Annotated in this window: 24 protein-coding genes; 8 read left to right on the top strand and 16 right to left on the bottom strand. The window is 44.3% G+C overall.

The genetic code is table 11. The features are described 5' to 3' along the window. The first annotated feature begins 207 nt into the window (after window positions 1-207). Window positions 208-1,488 carry a DUF2254 domain-containing protein gene (locus tag K7R11_RS05705; protein WP_224489369.1) on the top strand — a complete coding sequence of 427 codons (1,281 nt, stop codon included), beginning with the start codon at window positions 208-210 and terminating at the stop codon, window positions 1,486-1,488. An 18-nt stretch (window positions 1,489-1,506) separates the two neighbouring features. Next, a complete protein-coding gene (locus K7R11_RS05700) occupies window positions 1,507-1,953 on the top strand; it encodes a DUF2214 family protein (RefSeq protein ID WP_224489368.1) in 447 nt (148 codons plus the stop codon). Here K7R11_RS05700 and K7R11_RS05695 read toward each other — a convergent pair. Beyond that, the gene (locus K7R11_RS05695; RefSeq protein ID WP_224489367.1) at window positions 1,950-2,354 is read right to left on the bottom strand and encodes a TerB family tellurite resistance protein; all 405 of its coding nucleotides are present in this window, start codon (window positions 2,352-2,354) and stop codon (window positions 1,950-1,952) included. The genes K7R11_RS05700 and K7R11_RS05695 overlap by 4 nt on opposite strands. A 62-nt stretch (window positions 2,355-2,416) precedes the next feature. Here K7R11_RS05695 and K7R11_RS05690 point away from each other — a divergent pair, with 62 nt between their 5' ends. Next, the gene (locus K7R11_RS05690; RefSeq protein WP_224489366.1) at window positions 2,417-3,235 is read left to right on the top strand and encodes an alpha/beta hydrolase; all 819 of its coding nucleotides are present in this window, start codon (window positions 2,417-2,419) and stop codon (window positions 3,233-3,235) included. Between the two features lie 138 nt (window positions 3,236-3,373). After that, window positions 3,374-3,610, top strand: coding sequence for a DUF1456 family protein (locus K7R11_RS05685; protein ID WP_224489365.1), 237 nt, complete (start codon window positions 3,374-3,376; stop codon window positions 3,608-3,610). A gap of 50 nt (window positions 3,611-3,660) precedes the next feature. On the opposite strand, the gene K7R11_RS05680 is transcribed toward K7R11_RS05685, so the two are convergent. The 3 genes from K7R11_RS05680 to K7R11_RS05670 form a co-directional block, all read right to left on the bottom strand. Continuing rightward, window positions 3,661-4,002 (bottom strand): hypothetical protein, encoded by a 342-nt coding sequence (locus tag K7R11_RS05680; protein WP_224489364.1) that lies wholly within the window; start codon window positions 4,000-4,002, stop codon window positions 3,661-3,663. Between the two features lie 404 nt (window positions 4,003-4,406). Then, a complete protein-coding gene (gene sucC / locus K7R11_RS05675; RefSeq protein WP_224489362.1) occupies window positions 4,407-5,600 on the bottom strand; it encodes an ADP-forming succinate--CoA ligase subunit beta in 1,194 nt (397 codons plus the stop codon). Between the two features lie 378 nt (window positions 5,601-5,978). Continuing rightward, the gene (locus tag K7R11_RS05670) at window positions 5,979-6,626 is read right to left on the bottom strand and encodes an LON peptidase substrate-binding domain-containing protein (protein WP_224489361.1); all 648 of its coding nucleotides are present in this window, start codon (window positions 6,624-6,626) and stop codon (window positions 5,979-5,981) included. A 155-nt stretch (window positions 6,627-6,781) separates the two neighbouring features. Between K7R11_RS05670 and lysA the strand changes: the two genes are divergently transcribed. The 3 genes from lysA to K7R11_RS05655 all read left to right on the top strand — a co-directional run bounded on the left by lysA (window position 6,782) and on the right by K7R11_RS05655 (window position 9,811). Further along, window positions 6,782-8,023, top strand: coding sequence for a diaminopimelate decarboxylase (lysA, locus tag K7R11_RS05665; protein ID WP_224489360.1), 1,242 nt, complete (start codon window positions 6,782-6,784; stop codon window positions 8,021-8,023). A gap of 73 nt (window positions 8,024-8,096) precedes the next feature. After that, window positions 8,097-8,618, top strand: a complete 522-nt coding sequence (locus K7R11_RS05660) for a thioredoxin family protein (protein WP_224489359.1) — start codon at window positions 8,097-8,099, stop codon at window positions 8,616-8,618. A gap of 53 nt (window positions 8,619-8,671) precedes the next feature. Further along, window positions 8,672-9,811 carry a serine hydrolase gene (locus K7R11_RS05655; protein ID WP_224489358.1) on the top strand — a complete coding sequence of 380 codons (1,140 nt, stop codon included), beginning with the start codon at window positions 8,672-8,674 and terminating at the stop codon, window positions 9,809-9,811. Between the two features lie 405 nt (window positions 9,812-10,216). Here the strand turns inward: K7R11_RS05655 and K7R11_RS05650 are convergent, their stop codons facing one another. Both K7R11_RS05650 and cls read right to left on the bottom strand, forming a co-directional pair. Beyond that, a complete protein-coding gene (locus tag K7R11_RS05650) occupies window positions 10,217-10,549 on the bottom strand; it encodes a hypothetical protein (RefSeq protein WP_224489357.1) in 333 nt (110 codons plus the stop codon). Between the two features lie 611 nt (window positions 10,550-11,160). Next, window positions 11,161-12,606, bottom strand: coding sequence for a cardiolipin synthase (gene cls / locus K7R11_RS05645; RefSeq protein WP_224489356.1), 1,446 nt, complete (start codon window positions 12,604-12,606; stop codon window positions 11,161-11,163). Window positions 12,607-12,753: 147 nt separating this feature from the next. On the opposite strand from cls, the gene K7R11_RS05640 reads away from it, so the two are divergent. Further along, a complete protein-coding gene (locus K7R11_RS05640; protein WP_224489354.1) occupies window positions 12,754-13,212 on the top strand; it encodes a hypothetical protein in 459 nt (152 codons plus the stop codon). An 84-nt stretch (window positions 13,213-13,296) separates the two neighbouring features. On the opposite strand, the gene K7R11_RS05635 is transcribed toward K7R11_RS05640, so the two are convergent. The 10 genes from K7R11_RS05635 to K7R11_RS05595 form a co-directional block, all read right to left on the bottom strand. Beyond that, window positions 13,297-14,571 (bottom strand): DcaP family trimeric outer membrane transporter, encoded by a 1,275-nt coding sequence (locus tag K7R11_RS05635; RefSeq protein WP_224489352.1) that lies wholly within the window; start codon window positions 14,569-14,571, stop codon window positions 13,297-13,299. Window positions 14,572-14,791: 220 nt separating this feature from the next. Continuing rightward, window positions 14,792-16,018: a DcaP family trimeric outer membrane transporter gene (locus K7R11_RS05630; RefSeq protein WP_224489350.1), complete on the bottom strand. Its 1,227-nt coding sequence runs from the start codon at window positions 16,016-16,018 to the stop codon at window positions 14,792-14,794. Window positions 16,019-16,160: 142 nt separating this feature from the next. Beyond that, on the bottom strand, window positions 16,161-17,177 hold the full coding sequence (locus K7R11_RS05625; RefSeq protein ID WP_224489348.1) for a hypothetical protein: 1,017 nt from the start codon (window positions 17,175-17,177) through the stop codon (window positions 16,161-16,163). Next, on the bottom strand, window positions 17,174-17,314 hold the full coding sequence (locus K7R11_RS05620) for a hypothetical protein (RefSeq protein WP_224489346.1): 141 nt from the start codon (window positions 17,312-17,314) through the stop codon (window positions 17,174-17,176). Before K7R11_RS05620 ends, K7R11_RS05625 begins: the two co-directional genes overlap by 4 nt. Before the next feature lie 258 nt (window positions 17,315-17,572). Next, on the bottom strand, window positions 17,573-19,216 hold the full coding sequence (locus K7R11_RS05615) for an amidohydrolase family protein (RefSeq protein ID WP_224489344.1): 1,644 nt from the start codon (window positions 19,214-19,216) through the stop codon (window positions 17,573-17,575). A gap of 18 nt (window positions 19,217-19,234) precedes the next feature. Beyond that, complete coding sequence (locus tag K7R11_RS05610; protein ID WP_224489342.1) at window positions 19,235-20,824, bottom strand: amidohydrolase family protein; 1,590 nt, start codon at window positions 20,822-20,824, stop codon at window positions 19,235-19,237. A gap of 13 nt (window positions 20,825-20,837) precedes the next feature. After that, window positions 20,838-21,809 (bottom strand): class A beta-lactamase, encoded by a 972-nt coding sequence (gene bla / locus K7R11_RS05605; protein WP_224489341.1) that lies wholly within the window; start codon window positions 21,807-21,809, stop codon window positions 20,838-20,840. Window positions 21,810-21,831: 22 nt separating this feature from the next. Continuing rightward, window positions 21,832-21,957: a hypothetical protein gene (locus tag K7R11_RS15015; protein WP_262899784.1), complete on the bottom strand. Its 126-nt coding sequence runs from the start codon at window positions 21,955-21,957 to the stop codon at window positions 21,832-21,834. Between the two features lie 180 nt (window positions 21,958-22,137). After that, window positions 22,138-23,709: a M20 family peptidase gene (locus K7R11_RS05600; RefSeq protein ID WP_224489340.1), complete on the bottom strand. Its 1,572-nt coding sequence runs from the start codon at window positions 23,707-23,709 to the stop codon at window positions 22,138-22,140. 1 nt (window position 23,710) lies between these two features. Continuing rightward, the gene (locus K7R11_RS05595; RefSeq protein ID WP_224489339.1) at window positions 23,711-25,051 is read right to left on the bottom strand and encodes a metal-dependent hydrolase family protein; all 1,341 of its coding nucleotides are present in this window, start codon (window positions 25,049-25,051) and stop codon (window positions 23,711-23,713) included. Window positions 25,052-25,077: the final 26 nt, after the last annotated feature.

Below are 25,077 nucleotides of genomic sequence, written 5' to 3'. Positions count from 1 at the left end.
TTTTAATTGCTCTCACTCCTAAAAAAGCAAATTTGATTCCATCACGGTGTAAATGCCACTTTGACATAACGAAACTACATTATAGCGTCAAAATGTCACTATCTTTACTATTGAAGAAAAGTCAGTCGATTATTAAAAACCGTACAGGCATGTGATATACGTCAACTAATTATGTAACTTAACAGGGCTTTAGCCGGATGATCGCAAATGAAATTACTTTATAACAAACTTGTTCATTTCCTGAATAATCTTGAAAGTAAGATCGCTTTCTACCCCACCCTGATATCCCTGCTGGGATTTCTGCTCACCTTTATCGTACTTTACCTGGAACAATTCGGTATTTCTGCCTACCTGGAAAAGGCCGTGCCCATCCTGATCATTGAAGATGCGCAAACCGCAAGAACGATACTCAGCACGTTCATCAGCGGACTGATCTCCCTGATGGTTTTCAGTTTTTCCATGGTAATGATCCTTTTGAACCAGGCCTCGAACAATTTCTCTCCCAGGTTACTTCCGGGATTGATCTCCAACCGCAAACATCAATTGGTGCTGGGCACCTTCCTGGCCAGTCTTATTTACTGCATTTTTATGCTCATATCCATAGAGACGTCAGGAACCAAGGACCGCACTCCCGGATTTCCCATCCTGGTAGCCATTATCCTGACCATTATTTGCCTTGGAGTGTTTGTCTATTTCATCCATTCCATTTCTCAATCCATCCAGGTAAATACTATTCTGGACACCATTCATAAAACTTCTAAAAAGCGATTAAACGAACTGATCTCTGAGTCGGAAAAGCACGCTGAATTCCCGGATACGGCGCAATGGCACGAATACCACGCGAACAAAACCGGCTATTACCAGGACATCATGTCGGAGTCTCTACTGACCATAGCCGAAAAACAGGAGACCCGCCTTGAGATCATTGTCCCAAAGGGCAGCTTTGTACTAAAGGGCATCCCCTTGTTGCGCAGTGAAAATCCACTGGAAGAAGAAAGCCTGAAAACCATTCGCAACAGCATCTTATATTCGAAGAATGAATTGCTGGAAGACAACTATGTCCTGGCCTTTAAGCAAATCACCGAAATTGCCGTTAAAGCCATGTCACCGGGAATAAACGATCCCGGGACAGCACTGAATGCCATTGATTACCTCACGGAACTATTTGCTATCCGAATGAAAAAGGAAGACCAGAATTTTCTCTTTAAGGATGATCAGCCACAAATAAAACTTACAACGGTCTCCTTCAGCAACCTGCTGTATAACGTGATGGCCTCCCTGAGACTCTACTGCAAACACGACGTAAGCATCATGCAGAAGTTATTTCTTATGCTAAAATACCTGTTGTTTCAAACACAAGCAGAAGAACACTATAAGGACTGTATCCGATCGGAGGCGAAAACCCTTTTAGAAGATGCAGAATCCAGTATTGAGAACCCGAAAGATCTCGAAGTCATAAAAAATCTAGCCAATACTTTTTTAACCTGATGTAAATCCTAACCGCTTATGAACACCTACCTCCTGTTCCGTTACCTCCATCTTTTATTCCTCATTATCATGGTGGGCTGTGTCATCGCCCAGCAATTTATGATCGGCAGGGAGATGTCCGGAAAGGCCATTCGACAGATCAGCTTCACCGACCTGGTATATGGGATCTCAGCCATCCTGGTTGTCGCCTTTGGGCTGACCCTGTGGTTCGGGGTGGGAAAGCCCTCGGAATATTACAACGGAAACACCGTTTTCTTAATGAAGATCGCATTGTTCATTATTGTAGGGATCCTCTCCATTTACCCTACCATCTTTTATCAAAAGCAAAAGAAATCATTGAAAAATGATGAGATTACCCCGGTACCTCGCTCCGTAATTCTCATTGTTCGCACAGAATTGATACTGCTGCTTTTTATTCCCTTGTTAGCGGTTTTGATGGCTGCAGGAACGGGATCAGGAAGTTAATTGTAATGTACCCGGAAAATTTCGATCATGACCTTAGGAGGAACGATCCTGTCGGGATAGGAATCCATAACCCGCAAAACCTGATCAACGGCAACCGGATTGAGTCCCATCCGCAGACTCACATCCTTTAATGCATATATCTCATTGGCATTTTTACCCCGGTCGATATTCATAACCAATAATAAGCGTTGAAAATGCAGGATACGCTCCGGTTCAGTAACCGGTACCACAAAACGCGGACGCTGAGAGGAGAAAAGTTTACCAAGCTCTTCCTCTTCCACATGCATCTGCCTGGCTACTGCCCGGATAAAACGATACTCGCGTTCATTAACCGCATGGTCTGACCGAACCAGATCGATAAGATCGGAGAGAAGACTTAATTTTTCCTCTTTACTGTGCATAACCTCAACATTGAAAATAAAAATTAGATATTTGAGCAGGATTTTTAAAATAATATCGACAAATGGATGCTTTTTCTTACAAAAAACTATGGTTTATACTTCTTTTGGCACCAATCCTTTCTTATACGCAAGCCCCTAACATAGAGAAGATTAGCATCGAAGCGCCTGAATTAAACACCCAAAAGAACATCTGGATCCTCATCCCCGAAACAACCAACGACCCCGGAAAGAAATATCCGGTGATCTATATGCACGATGCGCAGAATCTGTTCTTTAAGGAATTATCCTATGCAGGAGAGTGGGAAGTAGATGAGACCATAGACAGCCTGAACCTGGAATATATCATCGTAGGTATCGAACACGGCAATGAGAAACGCATTGATGAGCTCACCCCTTACAGCCACCCTGAGTACAAAGGTGGGAATGGAAAATTGTATAGCGAAATCATCGTGAACACACTCAAGCCAGAGATAGAGCGCCGATATCCGGCGCTGCCAGACAGGGAAAACACCATTATTGCAGGCAGCTCTCTTGGCGGACTCATCTCTCATTATATGCTCTTTACTTATCCCGAGGTATTCTCGAAAGCCATCATTTTTTCTCCCAGCTACTGGTATTCAGAAAAGATATTCGGGTTAACCGAGAACACGGAGGCTCCGGCAGATAGTAAGATCTACATGGCCACTGGAGCTCTGGAACCCGGCAGTGCTGTTACCGATCTTGAACGAATGACGGAACTCCTCAGATCCCGGGGTTTCGACACAGAGCAACTGTACAGTGAAATACGCATAGATGCCAAACACAATGAAGCCTTCTGGAGCAGGGAATTCCCGAAAGCCATACTATGGATGACCGGGCAAAACCCGGATCAGGATCGCTAAGCATTTTTAAATCACAAGGGACAAATCCTGTCGCTAAGAAATTAAGTAACTTGCACCGGGATTACGGTCCTGGCCATGTGGAGAAATACCCCATGAAGGGATAACCAGGCTCATTTTAAAAAAATTAAATTACCGATCATGACAAATAATGATGTTCTTAAAAAACTGAGGGTTGCACTCAAATTGAGGGATACGGATTTCGTCGAGATACTTAAGCTCGTCGACTTTAACATATCCAAGGGAGAGATCAATAATTTTTTCCGAAAGGAAGACCATCCCAAATACATGAAATGCGGAGACCAGGTACTGCGTAATTTTCTTAACGGGCTGATCATTCATATGCGGGGCCCCATGGATAAGAAACCCGGAAAATAGAAAAGCCCGGAACAAAGTCCCGGGCCAATCCCACTCACTAACTAACAGAATCAAACAGAAGCCTTGATCCGGACAGGAACCACATATTCCCTGCCGGGCAACAATTCCTTCGATTGTAATTTCTTATAGTTCAGCCGATTCTTGATATAGGCCTCCATAAGCTCATTTTCTGCCTCCACCTGAAGCACGACGATCTCGCCCTCCCTGTTTAGCATCAGATATACCTGAGCCAGCATATCCTCTCCATGCGCCGAAATGGCCGGATTTTTCAAAAAGGAGGTGATCTCCGTCACAGCCTGGCCCTTTACCGGATCTGGTTTCCCGGTTTCAGCGAAAACAGACACGGTACTGAACAACAACACAGCGGCGAATACAATTTTGTAAATTTTCATAATGTTCGTTTTTTGATGATTGATGATTTTAATTACAGTTCAAATCTACGATCTTAACGAACACCTATCCAACTGCAAAACACAGGTTTAACCATCTGATAACCCGATTTAACCCCGTCTTAATACAGCGATTTTATCCATTGGCGAATCATGGCATCCTGCAAGCTCCGGAAGACGTAAAGCTAAAGGATAGCAGACCTGGTTTTATCATGAGAGACCTCGCAGCGAATGCTCCGGATTCCATCGAACAAAAAAACCGTGAAAGCTTAGGAAAGTTGTAGTAAAACCAAAGGGAGTCCTCTTAAACTTAGGTTAACCCTTGCCATTTCAGGACGTCCCTCTTGATGTTGGCTTAACAAAAAAACCCGGCCATTAGCCGGGTTTTATTATATATGTAAAAGGATTTATTTCAATACCTCCTGAACTTTATCTGCAGCCTCCTGGAACTCGATAGCAGAATGCACTGCAAGCCCGGAATTATCGATAAGTTCTTTAGCGATCTCAGCGTTGGTTCCCTGAAGACGAACAATAATAGGCACCTGGATGGCATCCCCCATGTTCTTATAGGCATCAACGATACCCTGGGCTACACGGTCACATCTTACGATACCTCCGAAGATGTTCACAAGGATGGCCTTTACGTTAGGATCTTTCAGGATGATGCGGAAAGCCGTTTCCACACGTCTGGCATCTGCTGTACCTCCAACATCAAGGAAGTTCGCAGGTTCTCCTCCTGCCATTTTGATCAGGTCCATGGTCGCCATGGCAAGACCTGCACCGTTTACCATACACCCTACGTTTCCGTCCAGGTTCACAAAGTTAAGCCCGGCTTCTTTGGCCTCTACCTCAATAGGATCTTCCTCCCTGAGGTCACGCATCTCGGCATAGTTCTTATGACGGTAAAGCGCGTTGTCGTCAAGGGTCACTTTTGCATCGACAGCCAGGATCTTATCGTCTGAAGTCTTCAGTACCGGGTTGATCTCAAAAAGTGAAGAATCAGAAGACTCATAAGCCTTGTATAAAGCTGTCACGAATTTCACCATCTCCTTGAACGCGTTACCGCTAAGACCAAGATTAAAAGCGATCCTTCTCGCCTGGAATGGCATTAACCCGATGGAAGGGTCTACTTCCTCGTGGAAGATCAGGTGAGGGGTTTTCTCGGCAACCTCCTCGATATCCATTCCTCCTTCGGTTGAATACATGATCATGTTTCTGCCCTTGCTTCTGTCGAGAAGCACAGACATATAAAACTCAGATGGCTCACTGTCTCCCGGGTAATACACATCCTCGGCAACCAACACCTGGTGTACGCGCTTCCCTTCTTTGGAAGTTTGCGGGGTTACCAGGTCCATTCCTATGATAGTATCTGCGATCTGTTCAACCTCCTGAAGATTTTTAGCCAGTTTCACTCCACCACCTTTACCACGGCCTCCTGCATGGATCTGTGCTTTGATCACGTGCCATCCGGTACCGGTTTCTTCGGTAAGTTGCTTGGCAGCCGCCACAGCATCCTTGGCATTCCCTGCCACGATTCCACGCTGTATGCGAACTCCGAAACTTGCTAAAATTTCTTTTCCTTGATATTCGTGTAAATTCATAACGATTTCTTGTAAATTTTAAGCGGAAACAAAAGTAACAAAAGCAAGTTTATAATACCAATTATTTCCTGATTCATATTAGCGGGAGAAAAGAATGAAGAACGAAGAAGGATAATAGACTGAAACGTCATCCTGGTCTGAACGGAAAAGACGGTTTCCCAGCACTTGAATGCACCTGCGAATTTTCCCGCTCATGTGGATCTACCCCCATGCAGTTGCCGTCTGCATTCCTGAATGCGTACAGGGAAAGAATAATTTAAAGTATAGTGAAAGATCGGGGACCATTGGCTTCTAAAAATCACACTGTTACCCGACACCTGATTACCCCGCTACACGGGTAATGAGCAAACTGCACCCCGTCTTCTAACCTATCTCAGATCAATGCAGCTTAAAATCCTTGAAATCCAAAGGATCGTAATTCCTGAAATGCCCGTTCATTCCTATGAGCTTTTTAGTGGAATTGACCTGTCTTATGATGGGGAGAATACGCTCGAGGTGGGTTTCCAGATAGAGCAAGCGCTCGGCCTCACTGGTCATCTGAAGCATTTGGTATTCTTCCTTGAGATTAAATCCGACCTTGTGGGCGTATTGAAATGACCTGAACCTGGATGCAGGAACCACCTTGTAACTCACCCCGATCTCCTTATACAAAGTGCGAATTAAGCGCACTACCCGCTGACGCTGACTGTCCTGCCCATCCTCAATATTGTCCAGGTACTCCACCACACCTCCTGAATATAATTTTCCGGGTTGAGGATTGTGAAATTCAAGGATTCGAAATGCCCGGGTCGCTTCGCAAATAATATCGAACTTCCCGGTATCGTACTCCTTAACCACGCTGTCTATAGTGACCTCACTCCCGAACCCCAACCCCCCGTCAATATAGGTAGGGATCCCAAAAGTGCCTTTCCCGTCACGGCAATCCCTGACGAGCTCCCGGTAGCGATCTTCAAATACATGCAAAGGCAGCCGGTCTTCGGGAAAAACTACGATCTGCAACGGAAAAAGAGGGAGTATATCATTCATAATCTGATACTTACAAAGCTAACAATAAAACTCATGATATACAGTCTTCAAATTGTTGTATTTGTAACAATTTGTTTTATTATTATGTTATTGAAAATATTTTTTCAAAAGCTCATTTAACCATACTATTTTAGCGTCAAGATAATAGTTCAAAAATGAATAACAGCGATTTACTCAACATTGCTCAGGAGCACGGAAGCCCTGTTTACGTTTATGATGCAGACAAGATAGCATCTCAATATCACCGATTAACCAGCGCCTTTAGCGGAGTATCCAAACTGCGTTTGAACTATGCTGCCAAGGCCCTTTCCAATATTTCCATTCTCAAACTCATGAATTCCCTGGGAAGCGGACTGGACACGGTTTCCATACAGGAGGTGGAGATGGGGCTGTTGGCCGGGTTTTCACCGGATTCCATCATTTACACTCCAAACGGGGTATCCATGGAGGAAATTGAGATGGTAGCTAAAAAAGGGGTACAGATCAATATTGACAACCTTTCCATCCTTGAGCAATTCGGAAGTAAACACCCGAAAGTACCCGTGTGTATTCGGATCAATCCACACGTCATGGCTGGAGGAAATGCAAACATCTCGGTAGGACATATCGATTCCAAATTCGGGATCAGCATCCATCAGATGCCTCACCTGCTGCGCATTGTAGAGAACACAGGGATGCACATTAACGGCATTCACATGCACACAGGAAGTGACATCCTGGATATCGAAGTTTTCCTTTATGCCTCAGAGATCCTTTTCGATACGGCCAAACATTTTGACAACCTGGAATTTCTGGATTTCGGAAGCGGATTCAAGGTTCCCTACAAACCCAACGACATTGAAACAGATATCGAGGAACTGGGTACCAAGCTCACTGAAAAGTTCAATGCCTTTTGCAAGGAAACCGGAAAAGAATTAACCCTGGCATTCGAACCGGGCAAGTTCCTAGTGAGTGAAGCCGGGTATTTTATTACCAAGGTTAACGTGGTAAAACAAACCACCTCCACCGTGTTCGCCCAGGTAGACTCAGGATTCAATCACCTGATCCGTCCGATGTTCTACAATTCCTACCATCATATATTTAATCTCTCGAATCCGGAGGGAAAAGAGCGCTTTTATTCGGTGGTTGGTTATATCTGTGAAACCGACACCTTTGCCAATAATCGCAGAATCGCAGAGATCAACGAAGGCGATCTGCTGTGTTTCCGCAATGCCGGAGCCTATTGCTTCTCCATGGCGAGCAACTACAATTCGAGGTACCGGCCTGCAGAGGTATTATGGTACAATGGCAAAGCCCATCTGATCAGGAAACGGGAACGTTTTGAAGACCTGCTCAGGAACCAGGTTCAGGTGGACTTTACGGTTAAGAAGAAAGTGGAAGCTTCCGCACAAAAATAACATACCTCACCAGTATACAATGGCCCTTCGGGGCCATTTCCTTTTTTATTATCTTTAGCAAAAATTACCCCACATGAAATTACCATATGTAATCACCGTCGTCTTTGTATTCCTCACCTTTGGCATTCAGGCCCAGGAGATATCCTGGATGAGCTGGGAAGAAGCCATTGAAAGGTCAACCACCGATAGTAAACCCAAAAAGATCTTTGTTGACGTCTATACAGACTGGTGCGGATGGTGTAAAAAAATGGATGCCACCACCTTCAGCGATCCTGAGGTAGCTGCCTATATGAATGAAAACTTTTATATGGTAAAATTCGATGCCGAATCCAGGGAAGCGGTCGAATACAAGGAGAAGGTTTTCACTTTTCAGGCCCAGGGAAAAAGAGGTTTTCACGAACTGGCATATGCCCTGCTCCAGGGAAGGCTCAGTTATCCCTCGGAAGTCTTTATGAATGAAAAACAGGAATTGTTATCTCCTGTACCCGGGTACAGGGAAGCCGATGAATTTCTTCAAATTGCCCGTTACTTTGGCGATGACATTTTCCTTCATACCAAATGGGCCGATTACCAGGCCAAAGGCTCCGGAAAATAAACGGCTGCTGTTTCATGAATACATCCATCTTACCAACTTAAATTTTTTACTATATGACTCTATCTTTCAGGGCAGCACTGCTCCTGTTGCTGCCTTTAAGCTTTTCGTGTAAACGCACCGAAGATCAATCTGCTTTGGCGTCGGCTTTGTCGGTAGATGCTCCACAGATCCGGCAGGTCATGAAGGATCCCGAAGCCTACGAAGTACAAATCCTTTTTTCGCAAATTGAACGCAAAGGCGATTCCGTGATTTTTAAGGACGATTCCTTCCAGGTTCAATCCAACCAATATTTTTACCCTGCCAGCTCGGTAAAGTTCCCCATAGCCCTGCTCGCCCTGGAAAAGATCGCGAATAACGATAGCATAAATAGCACCTCCCGTTTCTTTGTTGAAGGAGACAGTGTGGAAACCACATTAAGAGCAGAGGTAAGCAAGATCTTTGCCGTGAGTGACAATGAGGCGTATAACCGGTTATTTGAATTCCTCGGAAAGGACTATATCAATAATCAACTTGAACAAAAATACATCGGCCCTGCACGTATTGCGCACCGGCTTTCTACCGATAATGCAGATGAACTCCGGACCAGGCCGCTGATCTTTTATTTAAATGACAGCACGGTAGCCGAATGGCCGGGCACCACCAGTTCTCCTGTAACACCCCTGGAAATAGAGAAGGTCATGAAAGGAAAGGGATATTATGACGGAGATAGCCTGATCATGGAACCTATGGATTTTTCCCGGAAAAACTACCTTCCTGTTCAAAGTCTTCATAACCTGATGAAACGGGTGATCTTCCCGGAAAATTTCCCGGAGGAAGAAGCCTTTGCCCTTACCCCGGAAGACCGGGATTTTGTGCTCAACGCCATGCATGCGCCTCCCTATACCCAGGGTTATGACAGGGAAGAATACTACGACAGCTATGTAAAATTCTTTATGTTTGGAGACCGTAAAGATCCCATCCCGGAGCACATAAAGATCTACAATAAAGTAGGTTATGCCTATGGCTACCTCACCGATTGTTCCTATATAAGAGATGAAAAGAACGAAGTTGAGTTTATTCTTACTGCCACCATCCACGTCAATGAAGATGGCATCTACAACGACAATAAATACGAGTACGACGAAGTGGGTATTCCCTTCCTTTCGGAATTAGGCAGACAACTCTACGACCGTATTGCAGCACAACAGCTATAATTTTCAAAGGGGGCCTGAGGCCCCCTTTTTTTAGTTTCTAATGTGAAGTTCAGGTACGTAGGGAAGAGGGCTTTTCCCGGGTAACCGCGTCAACATCTTCAGAATTCTAAAAAAGCACACCTCCCATTTGAGAAGCAATGTCCTTTCCATTAATAATGGCCATGATGATACTTTCCCCAATACCCCCTTTGAGGTTCCAATTTGGTAAGTATAAATTCATCTGAAACTGCTTTTGCCTTTACCTTCCATGGATATAGAAAAACGCGTACTCGTTGCTCTAAACAATTCATTAAAAAAACCCGTCAGAACAAAACGCTCATCAACATTTTGTCCTGACAGGTCTTATTAACTTTTAAACAATAATTAAAGCTGTTCTTTTTTATTTAAAACACACTTATTAAGCCCTTATTCAACCAAATCCAGAGCTTTACTATAGTGTTCTAAGGCCTTCTCATATTGGGTTTCTGCGTGGTCTTCTTTACCATTAGCCAGGGCATTAATACATTTGTCGAGTTCATCATTTCCTTTCCCGATTTCATTACCTGCCTTGACAATAGCATCTTCTTCCGCTTTTACCATATGGTCATATGCTGTAGCCAATAACTCGAGCGCCTTTTTAAGATGCCTTTCCGCAGTTCCGTCGTGTTCCTTCCAGAAAGCCTTGTCGGCCCTTTGAAATTGTCTGTAGGCTCTTGAAATGTCGAACCCTGCCATGTTTACCTGATAATTCACTCCCATTTTTTTACTGATTTTAAGTTTATAAAAATTTCATCAATCCATAAATAACAGGTAATAGTTAGGGTATCCATGTAAAGCTAGTTAAAAATTCACAGCCCCCCCCTGTATCTCCTGTTAAATATTTATTATCAGTCAATTAACCCTCTTTAACCATATAGCAAAGCAATGCGGTATTCTAATAAATTTTAAACCATTGGCATGCATCGCTTTCATTACTGTTCAGAAAGTGGGTATAACAGATTACTGAAAACTCTAATTAAACCCAATAAGACTTCTTTTGATAGATCATGTGAACATGGGATTCATGACACTGGCTTTTTAAAAAATCATTTAGATCAGGATTGCAATCTTCCACCCCCTGTAACATCCCGGATGTCGGCTCCCCGATCTTTAATACGGACTTACGTACCCTTTAAACATATATTCCAGGCAGTTTGTTTCCTATGGCAAATTGAGCTGACTAAACCTGACTCTCCCGGGTACATACCAATGGGGTTACCATGATGATCATTTCAGGAAATGACAGGCATGCTACCTCCCACATGAGAAAATATTCAATGATGTGTGGCCACATTAAGAGCTCGGAATAAGCTTTAAAAGATGTAATGTCTTTAGAGAAATGCGGAAATTAACCTGGCTACGGCATATACCAGTCTTTTACCGATTCCCATCGAGTACCACTCTTCGGGGATGACCTCAGAACAATCTTCAAGATCATTCAAAAACATCGTTTCCATTTGCAGCGCAAATTCCTTCCCGTAGAGCACCGACATTATTTCAAAATTCAGGTCGAAACTGCGAATATCCATGTTTGCCGTCCCCACCACACTTAATCCTGTATCGGCGACGACGGTCTTGGCGTGAACAAATCCTTTTTTATAAAGAAAAATACGCACTCCTGCATTTAATAATTCTTTAAAATAATAGCGGGAAGCAGCCCCGACAATAGCCGAATCCGATTTTTCGGGAACCATGATCCGTACATCCACCCCGGAAATAGCAGCCTGACATAAGGCATTGATAATACTTTCATTAGGTATAAAATAGGGGTTGGTAATGTATAAGCGTTCCCTTGCCAGGGTAAAAATTCGCATATAGCTGAGCATAATATTAGACACAGGGTATATCGGGCCTCCGGCAACCATTTGACCGACCGTTGCAATACCGTACTGAGAATCGGTCTTTATCCCGGGGAATAATACCTCACTAAAAGATAATCCTTCAGGCGCACTGCTATTCCAGCTAACAATAAAATGCCTTTGCAGACTATTCACCAGTGCACCTTCGACTTTAACGTGGGTATCCCGCCAGTAAAGCCCCGTATCGATCGAATTATCATACCGGTCTGATATATTGATCCCCCCTACAAAGCCTGCTTTACCGTCTACAATAATAATTTTTCGGTGATCCCTATGATTAAGGCGGTTGGCAAATTGCCTGAGCTTTACCCTGATCTTCGGATGGATGAGAACCCCGGCCTTTTCCAATTCCCTTACGATGTTCTTTTTGATCTTGCTGCTGGCGAAGTCATCATAGAGCACCCTTATTTTCACTCCTTCCTTAACTTTATTTAAAAGCACCTCCTTGATCTGGTTCCCCCGAACATCGTTTTCCCAGGCATAATATTCCATATGTATGAAATATTCCGCTTTTTCGAGCACTCTCAGAACTTCCGGAAATTTTTCTTCTCCGTTCACCAGCAGGCTTAACCGCACAGGAGCCAGAAATTCCTGCCCCAAACCACGGAGAAAATGAACCAACGGTTCAAAATGGCCTATAAGATTTCGGTGCGATTCCAATAACTCCAAAGTAGTGTCATCAATCTCCTTTAAAAAATCGGTATCGATAGCACGCTGCGCCTCATACGCCCTGGAATCTGTCTTTCGGTGCCGGTAATTAATTCCGAAAGCGAAATAAACAATGATGCCAATGCCGGGAATAAGAAAAACCAACAACAGGTAGGCAAGGGTTTTGGGGGTAGAATCGGTATCCAGCAGGATCCTGAGTACTGTATAGACCAGCAGCAGTACATAGGCAATTAAACAGATGATTTCCAAAATTCAGCCTTTTAAAGATTAATCGTATTTAACTGTTAATCTGCAATTTATGTAAATTACAAATCTTTCTTCTATGAGGTAATTATTCGTATTTTTAAGATAAGGGTACAGCTGCTGATTTACATATGAACCTGTCAACTTTTTATCATGAGTAAAAAAAGATCCGTCTTAAAAAGTATTGCCGACAAAAAAATTCAGCGACTGGATATTACCCTGAGAATCCTGATCCTGATCATGGCCCTGATCGTTTTATACGATGCTTACAGGTATATGACCCCCTTGTATTATATTCTCTTTCTTTTCCTGGGTGTTTTCCTTGGGAAAGGATATCGCTTCATCTATTCCGTAAAAGTTGATCAAAGCACGAATACATTGAAATTACAGCGCAGAACCATTGATCTTTTAATAACCTTGTTATTAATTGCTTTTCGCTTCTATTTTGGTCGAATGACCTTAGAATTTTTCTCCATTGAATACATTGGTGATGCCTTGTATTTACTTTTTATTGGTTTATACTGGTCTAAATGGAAGTCTGTTATCTACCATATGGAGAATAAGGTATATGAGACGATAAAAAATTCGATCAAGGTGAATAACATGCCTTAAGCTTTTGACATTCCCTGTTATCCATCGTATTTTCTTTAGTTGAAGTCTTTAAGCGTAGCTGAGAAGCCCCCTGGATGGCACAGTCTAAAGCTCAAACTTCATCATCATCTGCACCCTTCTTGCATTTCCATAGGCTTCATTGGAAGTACGTTGTTCTCCGTAGATAAACTCCACACCGGCAGAAATATTTTTGGAATACCTGTAAATTAAGTTCAGGTGCGCAATCCCTCCATCCTGCAAAGCGAAGCCTTCCCGGGTTTCCGGCACATCCAGCCAGCCATAGGCATAGGAAAAATTTGAGGACCATTTCGGAGACCATTTGTGCATCGCCCCGAATAGAATAGAAGTAGCCGGCATAGTTTCAAGTTTTCCATCTGCAGTAAGTACCGCATTGGCCTGGCTCCCTGCAAAAGCCATAATATTTTCACCCCCTCCCTTACTCTTACTCAAATTCCAGGTAACATAAGAATTCTCACCCAAATATTGCCGTCCTGCAATAACAAATGACAATTGTGCTGTATTGGAACGAGGACCACCAGCCCCACCATCCCAACGGATTTGACCAATACTGGAACCTAAGAACAAAATTCCGTTACCCCAGCTATAGTCTAATCGCGTGGCAAATAAGGGCAATTGGGCAGAGGCCTTACCGGGTAAATCATTTGGATTATCTACTCCGAGAAAGCTCAACTTCTCTATACCCAAGGCCAATTTAAGATGTTTACTCAATTGCTTTTGATATCGGATCTGAGCGCTTCTTCCGCCAAATAATGCATCCCCGGAGGCAAAATCGATTATAAATGGCAATGCTTCTAAAAAAGAAAGGGTTGTCCATGTTTGGCCGATGATAAAATCTCCAACCACCACATAGGCATGTCGTAGCCTGAATCGGTTCCCTTCAGAGAAGAAATCTCCCTCAATAAAAAGATTTAAAGGAATCTTACTGCCCTTATCATTTCTTACATCTATATTAAACCGGGTTTCCTGGGCCATAAGATTAATGTATCCTTCATTGCCATATTCGGGTTCTCCCCTTACCGGAATGGTAGACATTAAAAACTGTGTATCATCGGTTGAACCATTGATATCATAGATTACATCGGTTTTGACGTAACCGCCGATCTTCATCCTGGAATCTGTTCCGAACATGGGCCAGGATCCGGGAAAATCAGCATTCGTTAACTCTTCTCCGGTAGAAAGTCTCTTTTTTTCCCGAATATCCCCATGGGGAACGATTTTTTGGTCGAGGTTTATAGTATCTTTCTCAGGCTGGGTGGTTTCCTGTGCCCGGGCTTCAGTTAGATGTATACACAAAAAAACTGCTATAACCAATACATTTGGCAAAACTGAAATTCTCATTGATCACAAAAATTTATTTATCACTTTTTATCGGGGACTAAAAAAATTACAAACTAATTCCCGGGTTATATAATATTGCCGATAAACGGAATCAATACCTCTTCAATCCATTAAATATACCCCCCTTTAAAATCTGTACCTTAACCACTTAATCAGATGGGGTTCAAAATCATCATTAGCCTTTTACGACCTTGCAACACCAACAAACCCCAGATGATTCTTAAAAAGTATATTTAACCATGGCCTGAATTCTGGAGGCATTCCCGGAGGCTTCACTAATGTTTCTGATTTTTCCCCAGGCATACTCAATGCCCCCCAGGGCATTCTTATCTATCTTCCAGATAAAATTAAAATGTCCCATACCGCCGGTTTTTAGCGTTTCTTCCGGCCTGAAATCCAAATTCCCTCTCTTCAAATAGGCATAAGCAATATTGGTACTTAACCAGGAATTGATCTGGTACCCCGCTCCAACAGCCGTGGTGATGGCATCCTGAATATCCAGTTCGCCTGAAGGCAGCAAGACGGCATTTTCGTCGGTACCTCCAAAGATGAGAATTTGATTCACCAGGCCGTAGTTATACGAACTATGCCAGGTTGCAAAGAGACGATCTGTAATTTTCTGTCGTCCGTTAAACACCACTCCCCAACCTATCCCCCGGGCATCCGGCCCCTGGTCCAGGCCATCCCATCGCAACTGCTGGATTTGTCCACCTGCGATGATCATCCCATCCTCACGCTCGTTAGTGATCCGGGCTGAAAAAATGGGAAGCACCGGCATGGTTTCCCCTCCCAGCTGGTAGAGATCGGCAATACCACTTAATCCCGGCATCTCAAGGGCAAGTCCGAAATTAAAGTGCGGTGACAGTTCATCTTCAAAACGGATCTGTACGGCCCGCCCCCCGAAAAGGGCATCTCCTGACGAAAAATCCATTATAAAGGGAAAAATCCTGAGATCAGAAAGGTTGGTCCAGGTTTGCCCCAGGGTCCACTTCCCGTATTTGATAAAAGCATGCCTGAGGCGGGGCACCCCCGCTGGAAGGGATTCGTCAAAAAAGTCGAATTCAATAAACACTTTTAAGGGTCTTCCCGACTGTGTTTTCCGTCGCAGATCCAGGTTAAAACGGGTCTCCCTGACGTGGAAGTTAAAGAAGGGGCCTTTTGCCGCCTCCGGGGTACCATCGACTGCGATCTGGCTCATCAGTAATTGATTCCGGCTTCCGGATCCGTTAAAGTCATAGATTGCATCCATTCGAAAATACCCGCCAAATTTTATGTATAATCCTGTATTGGGAATCTCAAGGGCTCCCGGAAAATCGGCAATACCCAAACTGTCTTCCGGAGAAGTTCTCAATTTTGAATATTGCTCCTGGGTATATCCCGCTGTAACCAATCCAAAAAAAAGAAGTACCGTGTACCAGGATTTCGTTACAGAATAAAAATTTGTCAATGCCTTTAGACCCTTCTTAAAGCATTTAGATAGGATTAAATTGTACATGTCTTTATCATTTCTGATCATGGAATTAAAAAATTTATCATCTAATCCGGTTCCATATTCACATGAAAATGAAAGAACCTCAAATCAATATTTATCACCAGGGCAGTGGTACCACCGGCGCTATTTGGAACCTTACCTGATGTTGGGGTCCGAAATTATCCGGAGAAGCGATATAATACCAGTATTGGAGACTTAACTTCACCGGTAGCTTTCCAAATCTCACCACTTTATTTACTCCTGTTCCAATTGGAAACGTCAATTTATTTCCTTTTGCAGCGTTATGATTGTAGGAAAAAGTAGGTTGCCCTGTTATCTGCCAGGCATTCCTCAGGTTATACACATAGAAATATTGTCCTGCCGTGATACTCGCTGTTTCCCTGCCGGTAGTATTCGTCCACAAGTTATCGGGAAGTGTCGTGGTATTCAACACATCAGGATCTTTACTATTTAAGCTCCAGGAATGATTAAGCATCAATCCAACCACACCCCAATCAAAAATTTTCGCCACCATGGCCTCCGGTCCGAGCATGGTGTAATTTGAGCGTAACCTTTCATCACTGGCGGTTCTAAAGCTGCCAAATACCCCGACAATTCCAATAATTTTAGAAGGCCATGTCTTACCCACAGCAACGTCAGCACTAATATTCCCCAGATTCACCCCGGATTGTTCAAATCCTTCCGGACCGAAGGTAGGTTGGGACAGGTATAGGGGGATCAGCGGCCTGACAAAAAGATTTACACTGCTGGATAAGGGAATAGGAAGGCTGGGTTGAAAGTTCATCAATAATCCATTTCTACTACCCGCACCGGGAAGGTCCCCACTATAATGAATATAATCTATAGGGAAAGCCATGGTACCCAGGGTAGTATTCGGGTTTGCAAGTTCCCGTGCCAGATCATCCGCGCTTTTCTCTTCGATCTCCTGGCGCTCTGTCTCCTGGGCAGTGACGCCAGTGCTGATGAACAATACGCATAGTACAGCCAACCACCAGAACGAGTTCTTTTTTATCCAGCTTAATCCCGTTTGGTTAAAATTGATAGATTCATCCTTCTTATCACGAACCTTACAGGTTTTCAAAGAATTAAAGAAAATATTCCCAGGCCTCTTCATAGGTTTTGGTTTTTAGTTAGTATTATTTTTCCATCTTTCAGTATCACCATATAATTCCTTTCAGGATCTGCCATCAGGTCGAGGTTTTCCCTCGGGATACCATTTTCAACGATAAAGTTGGCAGAAGCGTTTTTCATGTGATTTAGGGTCTATTTCAAAAGCGGTGCTATTCATTGATAATGGAACTACGAAGTGAAATTTCCACTAAGGCCCCAGGGGTTCTTTGGTGACGCTCCTTTAGCGCTGTCACAAATCAGACAGCAACTATGAGAACGCTATATGTTATAAATTTTGTAAAAGTCATCGCTTTTTTGTTCACATCCAGTTAATGGAATCAATCAGGGTATAAATGCAATCAATGACTCCGAAATTTATCATTCCAAATTTTAAAATCATTATGGATTGTTGTTTACCACATCATTTTTTATGGGTCTGCCGGGATAGACATCCTTAAGTACCTTTGAATCTTTGACCACTACGACACCATTGACCACTACATAGGGTATGCCTGTTGACGGCAATGCACCCTGCTCAAATGTGGAATTATCAGTCACCGTTTCCGGATTAAAGACCGTTATATCTGCATCTTTCCCGACCTGAAGCCTGCCTTTTTGTGACATCATTTTCACACCATTTTCTTCCAGCCACTTTGCCTGCATGATGGTCATTTTTGAAATGGCCCGCATCAAGGGCATCAGGTCTTTTTCGCGTACTAGCTTCAATACCTTACCATGGGTACCGGCAGCCCGGGGGTGCCCCGATACCGATTCGAAGGGCACATCAAAATCCATGGCTGACTTCCCAGTTGCGGGAATGACCATCGGCGGCGCATCACTTCCCACTACCGTTCTCGGGTCGGCTAATGCACTAAGCATCCCTTCTTCGGTGATTCCTCCGAAAATAACCTGGTCTTGGGGGCTAGTTTTTACCATTTTGTCGTATCGTTCTTTGGTCAATGGCTGCATGTTAGAAATTTCCAACAGATCACCGTAGTCACGTCCCATGTTGCGCTGATAGGTTTCCGGCGTTAAGTAATCAGCTGATACAATGGTTTGACCCTGGTAGTAGGGGTAGATCTCTGCAAGCACCTTTAGCCCTTGTTCCTGGGCATCTTCGATAAAATCTAAAACAGCCGGCGTGAGATCCAGGGTTTGCTGATGCACATGGTGAACAAATAAACCACCCCCGTAAACAGCCACATTGGCCAAAAATTCCTGGGTTCCAAGAATACCGGTTGTCGGTGGCATTTGGCTGGAGAACCGACCATGAATGTAGGTAGCCAGGCCATGCTTTCCAGCCACCTCCTGCCACATGATCGTTTCCTGACTTGTGGTCCCATTGGTCATATATCCTGGCAAAGCGCCTATACCAAGACCTCCCTGTTCTACACCTTCAGTAAACATTTGTCTCATTTGTTCCAACTGCTCGGCAGTAGGTAAAATAGTTGCAAACTGAAGATCGGGATTACTTTTGGTGTCCGGATTTGTAACATCTTTAACAAAGGAACCGGAATTGGTGTTGTAATCAGGGTTTGCGATCTTTTCCCGTATTCCAGCGGTAGAAACTGTAGCACCATAGTTGGTTTGCGAACGCCCTTCCAGGGCATTATACCACATATCGATCGGGTATCCCCCACCTTCCATATCCAAAGGAGTGGTCACACCGTCTCGTAAGGCCAGTCGCTGACCAAAAGGGGTATTTGCTATATGATTATGGAAATCAATAAATCCGGGAGCCACCACATGTCCGGTCGCGTCAATGATTTCTTTCCCGGAAATAGATTCCGCTGTAATCAAGGCGATTTTCCCGTCCAGAACACCTACGTTTCGAATGGTATCCATATTTGTTTCCGGGTCCATTACACGGCCATTCAGTATCACAAGGTCAAATGCTGTATCGGGAGAAAACTCCCCGGCGGTGGTTGAATTATTTGACTTATCTCCATCTCCACAGCTTGTTAGCAATACCATAATGAATAGACAAAGTAGGAAAAACCCCGGGAGGATTTTCGTATCAATAAACTGTGTGAGTGTTTTCATAATAAATTTGTTACATAATTAATTAATGACCCGGTTACGTATAGCCTGACCGGGATATACACCTTCCAATACTTTCGAGTCTTTTACTACAATAATTCCGTTAACAATAACATAAGGGATTCCAGTGGAGGGCAGGGCACTGGCGTTAGGTGTCGCATTGTCTTTTACCGTTTCCGGATTAAAGATGGTAATGTCTGCGTCCATACCGACCTGTATACGGTCCTTATTGGCCATTTGCGCAACTCCATTCTCTTCGAGATATTTCGCTGGCATATAGGTCATTTTAGATATCGCCAGCATCAGTGGCATGAGGGTTTCTTCGCGCACCAATCTTAATATACGTGCGTTGGTACCGGCCCCTCTGGGATGGCCAGCCACGGCTTCGTAGGGAGTATCCCAATCATAAGCTGTAGATTTATCAGACATGACTGTATAGGGAGCGGAGTCGGAAGCGATAATGGTCGAAGGATGTGCCAGTGCCATGTATAGATCTTCCTGGGTTGCATTCTCAAATGTCACCAGCTGAAAAGGATTGTTTTTCACCAACTCCTCATACCGTTCCTTAGTAAGTGGTTTCTGCGTAGCGATCTCCACGATGTCACCATAGTCACGTCCCATGCTGTACTGATAGTTATCGGGCTTGAGGTAATCGGCAGCTACCATGGTCTGACCAAAGGTATAGGCATAGATCTCGGCAACAATGGGAATGCCTTTTTCCAATGCTGCATCTATGAGGTCTAAGGCTTCCTTTGTTTCTCCCAGGGTTTGCGCGGTCAGGTGCTGTACGATAAGACCCCCGCCATAAGCCGAAGCGGCACCGAGCTGCTGCAACGTACCAAGTAACCCGTCTTTTGGGGGTTGCTGCCCGGAAAAGCGCCCGTGCATCGCGACAAATCTACCGTACTTGCCTGCGAGTTTCTGCGCACCAATACCTTCTTCAGATCTTGCTGAAAATTCCATATAGCCAGGGGTGTATCCTACCCCAAGCCCCCCTTGCTTAAGACCTTCCTCGACCAAATCCAGAATTTTTTTCACCTGGTCGTCGGTTGCCACTTCTTGTACAACCGCCTTTGAAAAATGCGTGTCTCCAGCAAATTGAAAATCATTAAGGGTAGCCCCGTTAATGGTTTTGTATTCTGGATTCAGCACCATTTCGCGGGCCCCCTGCAAGCCCGATGCAGCACCGTAATTCGTCTGAGCTTTACCTTCCCAGCTGTCATACCATGAATCAACAGGAAGCACTCCCATCTCAAGTTCAAGGGGTGTGGTAACCCCATTTCGCAGATGAAGTTTCTGCCCAAAGGGGGTTATCACATTATGGCCATGGGTATCGATAAAATTAGGACAGACAACATGCCCAGTGGCATCTATAGTTTCTTTCCCGGAAATAGACTCCTCTGTAATCAAAGCGATTTTTCCGTCCAGAACACCTACATTTCGAATGGTATCTAAATTGGTTTCCGGATCCATCACCCGGCCATTCAGGATGGCTATATCATACTGCTGAGCATTTGAAGATAGTGAAACAAGAATAGTCAGAAGAAAACATACAACATGTCTCCGGTGCAATAAACGGATTGAAAATTTCAGTGTGTTGGCGTTTTCCATATTTATTTCATTTCTAATCAGGCATCAGTAGAAAATAGTCATACAAGGTCCGCGATACTTCAGCTATGGCACGATCCCGATCAGCCAGAGGCGTGTCACTGCCACGGGTAAACACCACAATAGCAAAGCTGTGCCCGTCTGGCAGGGTTATGAATCCTACATCGTTGGAAATACCGCCCAGTGTGCCCGTTTTATGTGCTACCGGGGTATTAGCAGGGAGTAAGCCACGCAGGCGTTTCGCTCCGGTAACTGTGCGGGACATGACCCCAAGCAGAAAAGCAGTATTTTCTTTATTCATGCCTTTACCTTCATAAATGAAGGTTAAAAGATTTAACATGGCCCTGGGTGTAGACTTATCCTTGGCATCTGCTTCAAACTCCGGTTGAGGATCATTGGCCAGGCCAGGGTTAGCGCTCAGATTTTTTATCGCCTCAGCCATATTCTCACGACCAGGTTCCTGACCATAGAAATCACGGGAATAGTCACTGGTAGTGCGGTCGATATGCATTCCTTTAATACCCAATTGCTCAACGTGTTTGTTGACGGCATCAGGACCGCCCGCCAGTCTCAGGGCTACATTGGTGGCCGTATTATCGCTATGTGTTATCATCACCTCCATGATGTTGGCCAAAGACAAGGAAACACCCTGGTGTATGAAATTAGACGCGATGATATCGGACAACACCCATTCTTCATCTTGGACCTCGATCATATCTGTAAGTTTGAGTTCCCCCGATTCAACTTTATTAAGTAAAGTCACGGCAATCGCTATCTTGTAGGTACTGGCCATTGGAAACGGCTCATCCCCATTGAGAAAAACCTGCTTACCGGTATTCATATCCTGTGCTGCAACCCCTATATAACCTACCAGGCCTTCGGAAACATCTTTCAAGGCAATGGATACCCTTTCTGCTTCCTGGCCAAGAGCAACGAAATTCATAAAGAGTGCAATTGGAACTAAAATTAGACGAATCCTTAACCTCATGATATGATGTTTTGCTTTTTTGTTATTGCTTTAAAGTGTTTTTATAGACTTTTCCATCTTTGATGATCACCACAAAATTCTTCTCTGGATCAGCTATCAAATCCAAATTTTTCAGTGGATTACCGTCAACTAAAAGTAAATCTGCCAACGCACCCTATTTGACGACTCCGTTCTCACCGGGATACGGATCTCTGGGGCCACACATTTTGAAAAGCTCGTAATTGGTACTGGTTGCCATTTTCAACACTTCCCATGGTTCAAACCACCTTTTGAGTTTTGACAGTGACTTTCCTTGTTTTGCCTATATGATTTTCATGTTGTAAATATTTTAGCTTTTTAATTCTTCCAGGTTATCAAGGATCTGATAAAAGAAACTTATGGTCTTTCCGTATTCCTCTACCAAAATGCGCTCGTTTACCCCATGAAAACCTTTGAATTCCTCGGTATTTTCCAATTGAATAGTGGTAATGGTGAAAACATCCGGTGCGAACGACCGGGCCTGAAAATGTTTGGAATCTGACCCTCCGATCACAAAAAAGGGAGATACGAGCAGGTCGTTCCCCCAGATCTGCCGAATGGTTTTTTCGAGTATTTTATAGGCCTCGCTATTCGGATCTGCAATATTGGTTGCCGGCGTGGAGGCAGAGATATCCTTTACAGTGATCCGGTCGTCATCTATGGCCTTTTTCACATGTTCGATGATCTTCTCGGGAGTGTCTCCGGGCATGGGCCTGAAGTTTACCACCGCAGTTGCCTTAGGGGGGAGTACATTATCTTTTATACCGGCATTGAACATGGTCACTGCAATCGTGGTATGAAGCATGGCCCGGGTGAGCTGGTTGCCTGCCATTTCTTCAATAAACTTCTGCTCCAGGGCTGTTATTTCATCATCCTTTCCGAAGGCTACTGCTGCATATACGGGCTGGAGTTCCTTGTCCAGTTCCGGCCCCATATACCGGTACTGGGAACGAACAGCGGGATGAATCCTGTAGGGAAACTGGGCGTCTTCAAGTTTCGTAATGGCTTCAGCGAGAATACCTATATTCGATTCTTCCGGAGGCTGCGAGGAGTGGCCACCAACCCCGTTTATAGCCAGTTCCAGGCTTAAATAACCCTTTTGAGCAATGCCTATCAGAGCCGTATTTTCTTCAATACCGGGGAAAATTCCAGGGGTAATGGGTGCCGATTCATCCATCACGTAGGCAAATCTTTTGATACCTCGTTCCTCAAGAACATCCGCCACTTTTTTCGCGCCTTCTGCACCGCCAACTTCCTCATCCTGACCGAACACGAAATAAATAGTACGGGAGGGCTGCCAGCCTTCCTTTATTTTCATTTCGGCCGCTTCAAGAATACCATGGATCTGGTTCTTATCATCCAATACCCCACGACCCCATATATAACCATCAACCACTGCTCCCGAAAAAGGATCGTGCTTCCACTGGTCCCTGGAATCTTCCGGTACCGGCACCACATCCTGGTGGGCGTAAAAAAGGGCCGGTTCAAGACTTGAATCTTTTCCTTCCCAGGTGTATAGTAGGCTGTACGGACGAGGATCTCCTATAAGCTCTTTTTTAAGGGTTTTATGTACATTAGGATAGGCTTTTTCCAGAAAACTATGATAATCTTCAAAAGCCTTGGTATCAAAGTCATTCCGATCCTGGTTGGAAATGGTTTTAAATTGTACAGCTTTAGATAAGCGGTCTACAGCTCCATCCAGATCCACCTCAATGGAGACCTGCTCTACCCCTCTCATCTGTTTAGAGGTAAAATCGTCCAGATCAACCGTTTGTGCAGGTTGCTCTTCCCGGGTAGTGGATTCCTGCTTTTGGTTACAACCTGTCAGCAGAATCAGGGTACATGCCCCAAGAAGTGATATCGCTTTTCTTGCTGCTTTCATTTTATTCCGTTCCGGTAAGGGTATTTTTATAAATTTTTCCATCTTTCATGATCACCACAAAGTTCTTTTCGGGATCGGCCACCAGGTCGAGTTTTTCCAGCGGGTTCCCATCTACGATAATCAGATCCGCATAAGCCCCTTCTTTCACCACCCCAAGCGGGCCATCCTGGTACGGATGACGAGGCCCGCTCATTTCCAATAACCGGGCATTTTCGGAGGTGTATATCTTAAGCGCTTCATAGGGTGTAAACCATTTCCCTAATCGCACCACATATTCGTTTTGCTGGAGGGCTGTAGTGGGGCCAAAAAGATGGTCTGTTCCTACAGCAAGATTCACTCCCATTTTTTTAACCAGTGGAAACACCTTATCAATTGCCTTTACAATTCCTTCGAATTTGGCCTGACTTACAGGGTTATCCCATGTCATGTCTTCTGCAAAAACGGGCTGTAAGGAAAGCCAGTCGCCTTTTTCTTTCATTAATTTCAGGGTTTCCTCAGTTACAAAAAACCCGTGTTCGATGCATTTCACACCGGATTCTATAGAGGTACGTACACCACGATCTGTGTAAACATGGGAAGTTACATAGGTGTTGTAGTTGGTCGCCTCCTCTACCACCGCTTTTATTTCATCAACGGAGTACTCACTCACATCCAGGGGATCAAATTCTGAGGCTACTCCACCACCCGTAGTGATCTTTATCTGGGTAGCTCCCATTTTTAAAATGTCTCGGGTTCTCAACCTCACTTCGTCTACACCGTCTGAGGTCATGGCCATCATATTTTGCTCCCAATAATTCGTATAGGATTTATCCCTGGGTACCTCGCTTCTTCCGTAATAATCGGCATGCCCCGCGGTTGGGCTCATAAATGGGCCGGAGGGAAGTATACGATGCCCTGGGTATTCTCCGGCATCGATCAGCTTTTTAATGGCAAATGGATTTCCACCGGGATCGCGAACGGTAGTAAATCCGCGCAATAAGGTTTGTTCGGCCCCGGTCATACTACGTATGGCTACCTCGGCCATATCGCCCTGATTCAGAAAAAGAACCGGTGCCGGAGTATAGGCGTAAGTCGTGTGCCAATGGGCATCGATCAGTCCAGGAATAACGGTCTTTCCACCCCCGTTAATTACAACGGCATCGCTTCCGGCTGACAGATTTTTTCCGATCTCTTTAATCAAATTTCCTTCGATGAGCACATCTACTCCTTGCTGTAATTTCTCATTCACCCCATCAAAAACATTGACGTTCCTGATCAGCGTTGATGACTTTTCTTCCTGGCTGAACCCGGTTTGGGCAAACACAAACAGTGCCAGAACTGCTATAACTTTAATTGCTTTCATTTGTACTTGATTTTTATAACAAAACA

This window comes from Robertkochia flava (genome assembly GCF_020166515.1).
Taxonomy (GTDB): Bacteria; Bacteroidota; Bacteroidia; order Flavobacteriales; family Flavobacteriaceae; genus Robertkochia; species Robertkochia flava.
The sequence above is the reverse complement of the archived record's forward strand: the minus strand, read 5'-3'. Positions and strand labels throughout refer to the sequence as shown.

What these genes read in the sequence shown, in the direction of transcription:
- K7R11_RS05705 (WP_224489369.1), top strand. Translation starts at nt 208, where the DNA reads ATGAAATTACTTTATAACAAACTTGTTCATTTCCTGAATAATCTTGAA.
- K7R11_RS05600 (WP_224489340.1), bottom strand. Translation starts at nt 23,709, where the DNA reads ATGAAAGCAGCAAGAAAAGCGATATCACTTCTTGGGGCATGTACCCTG.
- K7R11_RS05685 (WP_224489365.1), top strand. Translation starts at nt 3,374, where the DNA reads ATGACAAATAATGATGTTCTTAAAAAACTGAGGGTTGCACTCAAATTG.
- K7R11_RS05650 (WP_224489357.1), bottom strand. Translation starts at nt 10,549, where the DNA reads ATGGGAGTGAATTATCAGGTAAACATGGCAGGGTTCGACATTTCAAGA.
- K7R11_RS05615 (WP_224489344.1), bottom strand. Translation starts at nt 19,216, where the DNA reads ATGAAAACACTCACACAGTTTATTGATACGAAAATCCTCCCGGGGTTT.
- K7R11_RS05700 (WP_224489368.1), top strand. Translation starts at nt 1,507, where the DNA reads ATGAACACCTACCTCCTGTTCCGTTACCTCCATCTTTTATTCCTCATT.
- K7R11_RS05680 (WP_224489364.1), bottom strand. Translation starts at nt 4,002, where the DNA reads ATGAAAATTTACAAAATTGTATTCGCCGCTGTGTTGTTGTTCAGTACC.
- bla (WP_224489341.1), bottom strand. Translation starts at nt 21,809, where the DNA reads ATGAGGTTAAGGATTCGTCTAATTTTAGTTCCAATTGCACTCTTTATG.
- K7R11_RS05635 (WP_224489352.1), bottom strand. Translation starts at nt 14,571, where the DNA reads ATGAGAATTTCAGTTTTGCCAAATGTATTGGTTATAGCAGTTTTTTTG.
- K7R11_RS05595 (WP_224489339.1), bottom strand. Translation starts at nt 25,051, where the DNA reads ATGAAAGCAATTAAAGTTATAGCAGTTCTGGCACTGTTTGTGTTTGCC.
- K7R11_RS05640 (WP_224489354.1), top strand. Translation starts at nt 12,754, where the DNA reads ATGAGTAAAAAAAGATCCGTCTTAAAAAGTATTGCCGACAAAAAAATT.
- sucC (WP_224489362.1), bottom strand. Translation starts at nt 5,600, where the DNA reads ATGAATTTACACGAATATCAAGGAAAAGAAATTTTAGCAAGTTTCGGA.
- K7R11_RS05660 (WP_224489359.1), top strand. Translation starts at nt 8,097, where the DNA reads ATGAAATTACCATATGTAATCACCGTCGTCTTTGTATTCCTCACCTTT.
- K7R11_RS05620 (WP_224489346.1), bottom strand. Translation starts at nt 17,314, where the DNA reads ATGAAAAACGCTTCTGCCAACTTTATCGTTGAAAATGGTATCCCGAGG.
- K7R11_RS05655 (WP_224489358.1), top strand. Translation starts at nt 8,672, where the DNA reads ATGACTCTATCTTTCAGGGCAGCACTGCTCCTGTTGCTGCCTTTAAGC.
- lysA (WP_224489360.1), top strand. Translation starts at nt 6,782, where the DNA reads ATGAATAACAGCGATTTACTCAACATTGCTCAGGAGCACGGAAGCCCT.
- K7R11_RS05690 (WP_224489366.1), top strand. Translation starts at nt 2,417, where the DNA reads ATGGATGCTTTTTCTTACAAAAAACTATGGTTTATACTTCTTTTGGCA.
- K7R11_RS05610 (WP_224489342.1), bottom strand. Translation starts at nt 20,824, where the DNA reads ATGGAAAACGCCAACACACTGAAATTTTCAATCCGTTTATTGCACCGG.
- K7R11_RS05695 (WP_224489367.1), bottom strand. Translation starts at nt 2,354, where the DNA reads ATGCACAGTAAAGAGGAAAAATTAAGTCTTCTCTCCGATCTTATCGAT.
- K7R11_RS05670 (WP_224489361.1), bottom strand. Translation starts at nt 6,626, where the DNA reads ATGAATGATATACTCCCTCTTTTTCCGTTGCAGATCGTAGTTTTTCCC.
- K7R11_RS05625 (WP_224489348.1), bottom strand. Translation starts at nt 17,177, where the DNA reads ATGAAGAGGCCTGGGAATATTTTCTTTAATTCTTTGAAAACCTGTAAG.